The sequence below is a fragment of the Flavobacterium sp. AC267 genome, from assembly GCF_979258715.1.
Map to the genome: position 1 here is coordinate 466148 of NZ_OZ409875.1, position 11810 is coordinate 477957.

Here is an 11810-nt window from a genome sequence, read left to right on the forward strand (position 1 = left end):
ATATAAGATCGTAAAAATAAGTAATAATTCTACAAGAGCTTAAAAATAAAGGAAATATTTATGATTTATATGGCATGTTCCGCCGATCCCGAAGTCTCGGGAGTGGGTCGGGCTATTCACTATATTCCCGATTAACAAAAACTACGGTTAAAAAACCTTGTTTTCTAAATCGAGAGATGCTGTTACTATTCCTCATACAACACTTATTTTCATAACAAATTCTGGTTTTTCACGATTTATTTGCCATTTAGAAAACCTTATTTTCGTTTAGGACATTATCCAGCAAAGACACAAAGCACCAAAAATTTTCTTTTTTTGTCATCCTGACGAAGGAAGGATCACAAAAGAAATTCAGCACAGAGAATCACCAATCTTTGTAGAGTCGTTAGTGTGATCCTTCCTTCGTCAGGATGACAAGATTGCTAAAAAAACTTTGTGCCTTTGCAACCAAAACTTAAAAATAAAACTCATGAATAGCCAATTACTACAAACAACTATCGTTCTGGAAAACGAAACGGTATTATTAATTCCGTTTGAAAACGACAGAAACATCGAACTCAAGGAAATCATTTTTGACGATGAAATTTGGAAATATATGGGAATGTATGTTCGAAACGATCAAGATTTTGAAAATTACATCCAAAATACATTGAAACAAAAAGCAGATGGAATTTGCTATCCGTTTCTGATAATCGACAAAGCCACAAATAAGGTTGCTGGAAGCTCACGTTACGGCTATTTAAATCATGCGAGTCAAAAATGTGAAATTGGCTGGACTTGGTACGGAAAAGATTTTCAGGGAACTGGCTTAAACAAGGCCTGTAAATATGAATTACTAAAATTTGGTTTCGAAAACATTCAATTTAAAAGAATACAATTCAGTGCAGATCTCGAAAATTTAAGATCACAAAGAGCCATTGAAAATTTAGGCGCCTTAAAAGAAGGTTTGTTCCGAAATAACTATGTCGATTCTGAAGGCAACAGCAAAGACGATGTTTATTACAGTATTATTTTGGAGGAATGGGAAAACACAAAACGAGATTATTTTGGAGAGTTTTTGTCTAAAAGAAAATAAATTTGAAACAAAATAATATTTCTATCGTCTAACAAATAATATACAAATAGTAAATTATCAATTTTCCACTAATCCAACCAAAACCATGAAAAAACCGATCGCCATTTTATTCTTTATTTTGCTAAACATTTATAATGTTGCCGGCTCAGACAGAAATTTCTACTCCATACGGAAACAACAAAGAAGCTGGAAATTACAAAGAGGTCAACGGCATCAAGATGTATTATGAAATTTATGGAAGTGGAAAACCTTTAGTCCTTCTGCACGGTAACGGCGGTTCAATAAAAGGACACGGACGCAGAATTGAATATTTTAAAAACCAGTTTCAGGTTATTGCTATTGACAGCAGGGCACATGGAAAATCAGTAGATACTTCGAACAAACAATTAAATTACAATCAAATGGCAGACGATGTAAGCGTTTTACTTGATTCGTTAAAAATCAAAGATGCTTACGTTTGGGGACAAAGTGACGGGGGGATTCTGGGGTTGTTACTTGCCATTCATCATCCAGAAAAAATCTCTAAACTTGCTACTTTTGGTGCCAATTTATTTCCTGGCAAAAAAGCCATTTACGATGAAATTGACAAATTGGTAATGGATACTTTAAAAGCGACTAAAGATCCTCATACCAAAAACCTTTATACACTACTAGCGTATCAGCCAGATATTAAAGATAAAGATTTACAAAAAATCAAATGCCCCGTTTTAGTTATGTCTGGTGACAGAGATGCTATTAGGTTAGAGCATTCTATTGAAATTTTTAATAACATTGAAAATTCAAACTTATTTGTAATGCCTGGAGCTACTCATTTTGGTTCTTATGAAAAAACAGAACTTTTCAATTTAGTGTTATTAAGTTTCTTCAACGAACCTTTCAAAAAAACTTCAACTGTTGATATTTTTAAAGGAAAGAAATAAATCTCATTAAATGAAAATCAAACCATCTTTTTTCCAGTTAAAAACAATTTTAATTGGAATACTGCTTTTCCAGTTCCAATTTGGATTTTCTCAAGAAGGGGAAAATTCAGAACTGTACAAAACCATTATGTCTAAAGACAGCCTGCTTTTTAATGTTGGCTTTAATACTTGCGACATGTCACAATTTGAAAACCTGTTTAGTGACGATCTTGAATTTTATCATGACAAAGGCGGCATGTCTGATAAGGCTGTGTTTATAGCAAATTTCAAAAAAGGCTTGTGTGGTTCAACAGGAACTTATAAATCTAGAAGATATTTAGTTCCAAATACTACAGAAATTTATCCTTTATATAATCGAGGTGTTTTGTACGGCGCGATGCAAATGGGTATTCATCAATTTTATGAAAAATCAGTTGGAAAAAATGAATCTCTTGAAAACGCGAAAGAAAATTTTGGGAGCACGGCGAGGTTTACCCACGTTTGGATAGTAACAAACGGCATTTGGAAATTGAGAAGATCTTTTAGTTATGATCATCAAACTGAACAAAAAAAATAAGGATTGAAAATTAAATGAACGGTCGACAAACCTTCAAAAAAAAGTTTTAGTTTGAAAAAAATGAAAAAAAAAGCGATTAATCTTGAAACCTATTTGAAAGTTGATCGTCTAAACTATAGAGAGCATTAATTTATTTCATATAAAAAACCGTAATTTCGATTTAAAATACTGAATATCTTTTTGTTACCAAGTTTCAATCATCAATCAAAAAAACGTATCATTTCATTAATCTAAAACCATAATTATCAATCATCATGAAAAAATCAATCAAACTAATTGCGCTCTTTGTGCTTTTCCAACTCTCGGCCGTTAGCACTTTTGCGCAGGACAAAGCACAGCAAATTGAACAACTTTTAAATAAGTACAACGAATACGGACAATTTAACGGCTCTGCTTTGGTTGCTGTTAACGGAAAAGTTATTTTAAAAAAAGGTTTTGGTTCTGCCAATATGGAATGGAATATCGCAAATCAACCCGATACCAAATTTAGACTGGGTTCTATTACAAAACAGTTTACAGCACTTTTAATTGTAAAACTGGCTGAAGAAGGAAAACTAAAATTAGATGTTCCTATTACGACTTATCTACCAGATTATCCAAAAGAAAATGGTGCTAAAATCACAATTCATCATTTGCTTACGCATACTTCTGGAATTCCTAATTATACTTCTGCGCCAAATTTCTTTAAAGATAAAGCCCGAAATCCTTATACTCCAGAAGAATTTGTAAAAACGTTTTCAAGTTTACCACTTGAGTTTACGCCAGGCGAAAAATTCAATTACAGCAACTCTGGTTATTTCTTATTGGGCTACATTATTGAAAAAGTTTCAGGCAAAACATACGAGCAATATTTACAAGAAATCGTTCTGACGCCTTTAAAAATGGTCAATTCCGGTTACGATCACAGCGATGTAATTTTAAAAAACAGAGCAAGCAGGTTATGAAAAACACGGTAAACAAATCGTAAATGCGACTTATATCGATATGAGCCTTCCGTATGTCGCTGGATCTTTGTACTCAACTGTCGAGGATTTGTATTTATGGGATCAGGCACTTTACACTAATAAACTGCTTAATGAGAAAAGTATGGAATCTTTATATAAACCTTACATAAGTGCAGGAAAAGCTTCCTACGGTTACGGATGGTTTATTGAAGAAGTTGAAAATGGAGATAAAGGCAAATTAAAAAGTATTGGACACGGCGGTGGAATTAATGGTTTTAATACAATTATTTCAAGATATCCTGCTGATAAAAATCTGATTGTTTTACTAAACAATACTGGCGGAACTATTTTAGGCGAAATGAATGATGGTATTCGTGCCATATTATACAATCAGCCTTTTAATCAGCCGAAAAAATCTCTGGCTCTTGATTTACTAGATGTTTATAATGAAAAAGGTGCCGCTACAGGAACTGAAACTTACAAAAAACTAAAAAATGATCCGTCTTATGCTATCAAAGAAGGAGATATAAATAGAGTTGGATATCAGTTATTACAAGACGGAAAAAAGAAAGAAGCCATCGAGGTTTTCAAAATCAATACAGAAACTTTCCCAAAATCTGGAAATGCTTATGACAGTTTAGGAGAAGCTTATTTAGCAGACGGCGACAAAAAATCGGCCATTGCAAATTATAAAAAATCAGTTGAATTGGATCCTTCAAATGAAGCTGGAAAAAAAGTTTTAGAAGAACTTTCAAAAAGTAAAACGAAATAACATTTAGAAAATTTCTTTAGAAAATTAACTCCGATAAAATAGATACAACATCTATTTTATTGGAGTTTTTTGTTACAATTTCTAACAATCAAATTGCACGATTTATTTTTTAAAATATTATTTTAGCCCTACCCAAAAAAATAAATTAACCTATGAAAAATTTGAAATCCTACAGTTTTCTGACTGTATTATTATGTCTGTTTATTTCCTCAAAATCTTTATCGCAAAACAATCCGCCGGCACCGGCAATGCCATCGCGACGAACATAAAATTATAATTGATAAAATAGTCGAAGTGACTCATTATAAAAATTATGTGATTGATTTTTGTCTATCCAAAATAAACGAAACTTCTGCAAAAGAAGGATGGAACGAACAAAAAACAATGGAAATCAGCCAAAGCATTAATTACAAAAATTTCAGGGATGCGATTTACAACAGCTTTGTTGTTTTTGATGAAGTCGAACTGGAAACTTTGCTCAAAGCCTATGAAAAAGATACGGCTTATCAATCTAAAAATGTCATGACTAATAATAAAGTGCTTATTAATAATCTGAACATTTTTGCGACGGATATTGTGAAAGGGAAATATGTTTCTAGGTAAGGTTTAAAGTTGCAAAGGTTCAAAGTTGCAAAGGTTTTTAGTCTCGACATCTTTGTCAAAGTTTAAAACTTTGACAAAGATTCAATTTTTAAGTTAGTCTTCGCATTTTTGTCATTTACGAAGAAGACTCGAGCAATAGTGAACAGAGAGGTGAATCTCCGCAAGAAGCCCTAAAGATTGGACTTTCTTTGCAGAGTTACTTACGGAGATTTCTCCTTCGTCGAAATGACAATATTGTGGTAGTTTTGTGTAATACAAGTTCCTCAGACCCTTGGTTTTAAACTTTGACAAAGATTACAAAACCTGAAACCTGAAACTTGAAACAAACTACCCTTTCGGTTTAAATACCAATTTCGTCGAAGTTTTTACAATCTCATCTTTATTCAATTTCATTTTTCTAAATTTTCCAGCGTTATACATTTCTGCCTGATCGTCGTAATGTTTGCTGAAAGGATTCCCAGATTGTCCTGTTGGTAAAATGCTCCAGCTGTTTTCAACATCAGAAAAATCTACAATTCGTCTTGTTGACGGGCCGCCTTTGGTATAATATTTCCCGTCATCGTTAAATCCGAAAAATAAATTATTGATTACTTCATTTGAGCCCGGAGAATTAAAAGGCCCGACATTGAATAAACCGCGAAGTGTCGCCACTTTTCCTAACGGATGTTCGTGCTCAACGGTGTGAACTTCTCCCCATTTCCAATCTGAAATTGTATTTCCTAATTGCTTTTGCAAAGCTGTAATAGCATCATGAAAAGATTTTGAGACAATTTGTTTTCTGGTTTCTTTTACATTTTTGGTTTTAATATTATCCCACCAAACCGAATTTTCATTTTTAATTTGGTTAGCAATAACTTGTTTTCCGATAGAAATCCCTAAAAAGAGATTGAAGTTTTCTTTTCCCATTTCATCTTCAAAAGTATTTTTTAGATATAAATAAATCCATTTGTTGTAAATGGTTGGCGCAAGATCATCTAAATTGGTTGTGCCTTTCCATGATTGTAAAACTTTCACCGCTTCTTTTTCTTGGGATGAAAGAGAATTAAGATCTATATTCGAAATTAAATTCTTAACGACATCAACCGCAACGTCAGAAGTATTGTCGTAAATCATTTTACTGACAGCTTCTTTATCCCAATCTGATTTTGCATCTAAAATTCCTGAAATTCTTTTTGCTCGATCTTCAGGCAGATAATATCCAGGATATAAATAGCCATTGTCTATAGCTTCCGGCTGATTATTCGCAGAATAAACATATCCCCATTTCGGATTTTCGGAAGACGGATTTTTATCAAAATCTAAATATTCCGTAATATCATCTTTGCCGTTTGAACCGTCCAAAATTAAATGTGTATTTACGCCTTCATTGTGTTTATACAATTTTCCAGTTGCCCACCAAGCTACATTTCCTTTGGCGTCTCCGTACATCACATTCAATCCAGGCGCGACAACAAGTTTTACAGCATTTCTAAATTCGTCCTTATTTTTTGCATGAGATAGTCCGTAAACAGCATCTAAAATCTGAATAGGCTGATTCGTATAAGTCCATAACATCGCAATTGGATTTTTCTTTTCCAATCGTTCCATGAAATCATTCATAATTGGGCCATGTCGGCTTGATTTAATGGTTAAAACCACATCCGAAGAATCTTTTATTTTAATTACTTTTTTTCGAATTTCATATTTACTGAAACCCGTAGGCGTTTGATATTGACTGGCATCACCATCTTTATTTTTTTCCTGATAAAAGTCGATGTCATCATTTTCAAACATTGTTAATCCATAAGCATAATCGCGATTATGAGCCAAAAGAGGAAACGGAGTTCCTGCCAAATAACAGCCGTATAATTCGTGCTTTGGTGTAACTATGTGAGCTTCGTACCACGTAGCAGGTCATGCGAAAATCCAATATGCGGATCGTTTGCAAAGATTACTTTCCCGCTTTTAGATTTATGCGGTCCAACAACCCAGCTGTTACTACCGATAAATGGTGGAATTGGCGATTGATCCAGCATTGCAGTAATCGATTTTGAAACTTCAGTATAATCTTCAATATTTTCTTTTGAAATTTTAATTCTGGTAGTATTAAATTCCCCTTCAATCCCTAAATCTTTCAAATAGGCAAGACCATATTTATTTTTAATATCCGTCAATAACGGGTCTGTTTTTTGAGCCATTGCAAAACTAAAAGACATATATCCAAATATATTGTAAACATCGTTTATGGTAAACTTCTGCTTTTTTACGCCGACCAAAGTAAATTCGATTGGAGTTGGTCCATCTTCTAAATATTGATTTATTCCATCCAGATAAGCCTGAGTCAATTTATAATTTTCACTATTTTTATCTAATTGGGCAATCGCTTTCGCGGAAGCTTCTTCGATTCCAATTCCAGCAAAAAATTTATCGTTTTGAAGTGCAACAGATCCGAAGATTTCAGACAATCTTCCTGGCGCAATTCTGCGAAGTAATTCCATCTGCCATAATCTTTCCTGTGCATGCACGTAGCCAAGTGCGGTCATGGCATCTTTTTCAGAATCGGCGTAAATATGAGGCACACCAAAATCATCAAAATAAACCGTTGTCTCTGCCTGAAGATTTTTCAATTGCAGTTCGCCTTCGTATTTTGGTTTTAAATGAAAGATGTAGGCGCATAAACCAATTCCAATTACAACTATAAGTACCAATAAAACCAGCAGAAATTTTTTAAATCTTCTCATATCTTGCAAAAAGTATAACAGTGAGTTTGTAAAATGATATAACCAAAAAAAAGAATAATGTAATAATGCTTCTTTTTAAAAGCTTAAATTTATGTATTTAAAACCAATCCTATAAATGTCACTATATAAAAAAATAGCAATCGGCGTAATTTCTCTTTTAGTACTTGTAATTTTAGCCAACATCGGTCTTAATTACTGGATTAAGAAACAACTTCCGATTATTATTCATGAGAAAAATAAAACGGCATATAATATCAATTATGAAAAAATTGAAGTGTCTCTTTTTTTCCCGAAATATCTACGCACAGACATTATTGGTAAGTCCGAAGAACCAGCCAAAGGATAGCAAAAACGGACTTTTTTCTAAAATAGAATCTATCACAATCAAACATTTTAATATTTGGGATCTGGCTTTTCGTGATATTATTCAGGCCGAAAGTATTACTATTACCAAACCCAGAGTTATTTTATATAAAAAAGGAGAAAAACTTATAAATAACAGCAAAAGTATTAAAAGTGAAATCCTTGAACCTTTTCGTAAAATTGTAGCCGTTTCAAATATTTATTTAAATGACGGAACGGTTGATGTAGTTTCTTTAGATACCGAAAAACCTATTTTCAGCATCAAAAAAATCATTTTGAAATTAGAAGGAATTCTACTTACAGATGCTACTTTAAAAGAAAAAATTCCGCCGCAATATAAAAGCTATGCATTGGTTATTGACAGTTTGTTTTACAGACCAAGTGCTTTTTATCATATTAATATTGGAAAAATAGCAACTGAAAAGAACTTTTTAAAAATCAATAATTTCGCTAACATCCCTCAATATAACCGACCAGATTTCATTAAAAAACTGGACAAAGAAAAAGACATTTATACGCTTAAATTTGATTCGGCTCAAGTATCAAAAATGGATTGGGGATTTAAAAACGATCGCTTTTTCTTTAAGGCAAATTCGGTCGTAATCAATCATTTTGATGCCAATATCTACCGCGGAAAAATGCCAAAAGACGATTTGAGCAAAAAATATCTCTACAATCATTTATTGCGAAATATTAAATTCCCGCTTCAAATTGATACACTGCAGGTTTTAAAATCTAAGTTGGTTTATGAAGAAGAGATAGATTTCTCTAAAGGTCCCGGAGTTTTAAATTTCGACAAATTCAATTTGCAGGCCACCAATCTGCAAAGTGGTTTTGGTTTGAAAAAAACGAAGGATGTTAAAATTAAAGTGAAATGTGTTTTCATGAAAACTTCGCCTCTTAATGTGGATTGGAGTTTTAATGTTTTGGATAAAAATGATGGATTTCACATTCAAGGTGTTATTTCTAACTTTGATGTCCGTGCGATGGGACAGTTCAGCAAACCGTACATGAACGCTTCATTTACAGGAGTTTTTAACAAATACCGTTTTAATTTTTATGGTAATGACAATATTTCCAAAGGAAATGCTTCTTTAGATTATGACGATCTGAAAGTAAAATTATACAAGAAGAAAAAACCGGAAAAAGAAGCCAAACTAAAATCGGCAATTGTTAATTTACTGGTCAAAAATGATTCCAAAGACAAAGCCAAAACTGCAGAAGTTGAATTGGAAAGAATTCAAGAAAAATCATTTTATAATTTTTTATGGCGAAGCATTGCCGAATCATTGAAGAAGATTTTGATATAGTTTTTTTTTGCCACGAATTACACAAATTTTCTCGAATTATTTTTAAAATCTTCGAATAGAAATTAGCAAAAATTCGCGTAATTCGTGGTTGATAAAAATTCCAAACCTGACAATTATCAGGTTTTAAAAAAAGTTTTTTTTCTTCATTTGTTTTTATTTTAATCTGAAAACAAATGACAAAAACGCCTTTACACACTTTTCACATACCAGTAATGGGCCTTGCTTACACCATAGACAGCCCAATTCGAGTGGCGCAATACGGAATTTCGTCTGTTGTTCCAATCGCTGATGATGACCTAATTGAAAAGATGCGTAATTTTTACAGCAACAAATTCAATTTTCCTTACGAAGAAATCACTCAGAAATTTCATGATTATCGCGCAGAAAGAATTACTTCCTACCTAAATTTAGTTGACACAATTGTAAAAGAGAAATTCGAAAATTTTAAAACTGAATTGGCAGAAAGCAAAACTGCCCTTGAAAATTTTATGTCAATGCTACCCAATTCATCTGATATTAGAAAAGGTTTTCAAAATTTATTGGATGATGGAATTGCTTTTAAAGAAAACATTCAAAGTTATATTGAATCGCATCTTTCGCCGGGAGAAATCGACGTAAATATCATGACGAAATTGGACAAAGATAATTTTATCAAAAACGAACAACTTCCAATTGAGTTTAATGACGCGCATGTCGCTTTAAGAGGTTTTGCAAACAGTAATTTAGAATCTTCCGTTGTACTTTCTGCTGGAATGAATCCGAGATTGTACAGTTATTTTGAGAACTTCAAAGATTTTTTTCCAAATGAAAATAACGAACTGAAAAAGAAAATTATTCTAAAAGTAAGTGATTTTAGATCAGCTATGATTCAGGGAAATTTCCTAGCTAAAAAAGGACTTTGGGTTTCTGAATACCGAATTGAATCTGGTTTAAACTGCGGTGGTCACGCCTTTGCTACCGACGGACTCTTATTAGGCACCATTTTAGAAGAATTTAAGCAGAAAAAAGAACAACTTATACAGTCAGCCCACGACTTAATGATTAAAGCATTACAACTAAAGAATCAAGCTTTCCCAGAAAATCCCTTAGAATTGAAAATCACCGTCCAAGGCGGTGTTGGAACTGCAGAAGAACACGAATTTTTATTAGATGAATATCAAGTAGATTCTGTTGGCTGGGGTTCTCCATTTTTATTAGTTCCAGAAGCAACTTCTGTAGATCAAGAAACGAGAAATTTATTAATGGAGGCCAAAGAAGATGATTTGTATTTAAGTCATATTTCGCCACTGGGAGTTCCGTTTAATACTTTGCACGGAACTTCAAACGAGATCTTAAAACAAAAACGCATTCACGAAAACAAAGCGGGAAGTTCGTGCCCAAAGAAATTTTTAGCGTTAAGCAAAGAATACGATCCGCATGGAATTTGTACAGCATCAAAAAAATATCAGGATCTTAAACTCGCAGAACTGGAAAACGTAAAAAACACTTTATCTGCTGATGCATTTGAAAAAAGCAAAATCAAGATTACCGAAAAATCATGCTTGTGTGTTGGTTTGGCAAATGCTTCTTACCTAGAAAATGATATTAAAATAAAAGGTCAGGCTCAAGGTGTTGTAATTTGTCCCGGACCAAATATGGCTTATTTTGATCAGGAAGTTTCTTTGAAAGAAATGATACAACACATTTATCAAGGAAAATCGGTTTTAAGAACTAACGATCGTCCAAATTTATTTGTGAAAGAATTGAAAATGTATGTTGATTATTTTAGAAATGAAATTGAAAATATTTCTGGTGAGGTAACTGCAAATCAACTTAAAAAATGGACTAGTTTTAAAGTTAATATTTTAGAAGGAATTGAATATTATAAAAATTTATTTTCATCGAGTTCTTATTTTAAAACAGAAGAAGAGACAATTAAAAGTCAGTTCGATTTTTACAAATCAGAATTGAATGCGATTCAGATTCCGACACTTCAATTAGTCTAAAAAGCAAACGCCGATTTAAAAAATTAAATCGGCGTTTTATTATTATAGAAGTTTAAATCTATTCTTTTTTCTTTTTACTATCAATAACAGCTCCAGTTCCAGTTCCTAATGCAAGCACCAGCTAAACCACCGATAATAGCACCTTCACCTTTTTTCTTACTGACAATTGCACCAGTTGTCGCTCCTACTCCAGCACCAATTACAGCACCTTTAGCAGTTGCACTCCAACCTTTCTTTTTGGTAGTAGTTGTGGTTGTTGCATTTCCATTTGTCGCCTGCTGATGTACAACTACAACTTCTTTTTGAGATTCAATTTTCTGCTCTTGCTGTTCTTTGATCTTAGCCATTTCAGTTTTCATTGAATCGATAACACGTTGTTTGTTAATTTCAACTTTCATTGAATCAATGCTGGCTTGTTTGGCTTTATTTAAATCTTGTTTACTTTGATTTTGACAAGAAGTTAAAAGAATCGTCGCTAAAATTATATATAAGCCTTTCATGATCGTAGTTTTTATAATTATACATTACAAAATACGGAATATCTGCTATAATAATTATTACA

10 protein-coding genes and 1 pseudogene are annotated in these 11810 nt (G+C 32.9%); 9 read left to right on the forward strand and 2 right to left on the reverse strand.

The window, feature by feature from the left end:
- Positions 1-469 precede the first annotated feature (469 nt).
- The 6 genes from ACZZ95_RS02580 to ACZZ95_RS02605 all read left to right on the forward strand — a co-directional run bounded on the left by ACZZ95_RS02580 (position 470) and on the right by ACZZ95_RS02605 (position 4870).
- The gene (locus ACZZ95_RS02580; protein ID WP_463467897.1) at positions 470-1075 is read left to right on the forward strand and encodes a GNAT family N-acetyltransferase; all 606 of its coding nucleotides are present in this window, start codon (positions 470-472) and stop codon (positions 1073-1075) included.
- Between the two features lie 134 nt (positions 1076-1209).
- A complete protein-coding gene (locus tag ACZZ95_RS02585) occupies positions 1210-1995 on the forward strand; it encodes an alpha/beta fold hydrolase (RefSeq protein WP_463467898.1) in 786 nt (261 codons plus the stop codon).
- Between the two features lie 10 nt (positions 1996-2005).
- On the forward strand, positions 2006-2551 hold the full coding sequence (locus tag ACZZ95_RS02590; RefSeq protein ID WP_463467899.1) for a nuclear transport factor 2 family protein: 546 nt from the start codon (positions 2006-2008) through the stop codon (positions 2549-2551).
- A 254-nt stretch (positions 2552-2805) separates the two neighbouring features.
- Positions 2806-3495 carry a serine hydrolase domain-containing protein gene (locus ACZZ95_RS02595; RefSeq protein WP_463467900.1) on the forward strand — a complete coding sequence of 230 codons (690 nt, stop codon included), beginning with the start codon at positions 2806-2808 and terminating at the stop codon, positions 3493-3495.
- 40 nt (positions 3496-3535) lie between these two features.
- Complete coding sequence (locus tag ACZZ95_RS02600) at positions 3536-4267, forward strand: tetratricopeptide repeat protein (protein WP_463467901.1); 732 nt, start codon at positions 3536-3538, stop codon at positions 4265-4267.
- A 294-nt stretch (positions 4268-4561) separates the two neighbouring features.
- Complete coding sequence (locus tag ACZZ95_RS02605) at positions 4562-4870, forward strand: hypothetical protein (RefSeq protein WP_463467902.1); 309 nt, start codon at positions 4562-4564, stop codon at positions 4868-4870.
- A gap of 327 nt (positions 4871-5197) precedes the next feature.
- Here the strand turns inward: ACZZ95_RS02605 and ACZZ95_RS02610 are convergent.
- Positions 5198-7590: pseudogene (locus ACZZ95_RS02610) on the reverse strand (penicillin acylase family protein).
- A gap of 115 nt (positions 7591-7705) precedes the next feature.
- On the opposite strand from ACZZ95_RS02610, the gene ACZZ95_RS02615 reads away from it, so the two are divergent.
- From ACZZ95_RS02615 to ACZZ95_RS02625, 3 genes are all read left to right on the forward strand, one after another.
- Positions 7706-7936 (forward strand): hypothetical protein, encoded by a 231-nt coding sequence (locus ACZZ95_RS02615; RefSeq protein WP_463467903.1) that lies wholly within the window; start codon positions 7706-7708, stop codon positions 7934-7936.
- Complete coding sequence (locus ACZZ95_RS02620; RefSeq protein ID WP_463467904.1) at positions 7905-9263, forward strand: hypothetical protein; 1359 nt, start codon at positions 7905-7907, stop codon at positions 9261-9263. The genes ACZZ95_RS02615 and ACZZ95_RS02620 overlap by 32 nt, the downstream gene beginning before the upstream one ends.
- 173 nt (positions 9264-9436) lie before the next feature.
- Positions 9437-11248, forward strand: a complete 1812-nt coding sequence (locus ACZZ95_RS02625; RefSeq protein ID WP_463467905.1) for a hypothetical protein — start codon at positions 9437-9439, stop codon at positions 11246-11248.
- A gap of 80 nt (positions 11249-11328) precedes the next feature.
- On the opposite strand, the gene ACZZ95_RS02630 is transcribed toward ACZZ95_RS02625, so the two are convergent.
- Complete coding sequence (locus ACZZ95_RS02630; protein ID WP_463467906.1) at positions 11329-11748, reverse strand: glycine zipper family protein; 420 nt, start codon at positions 11746-11748, stop codon at positions 11329-11331.
- Between the last annotated feature and the right edge of the window lie 62 nt (positions 11749-11810).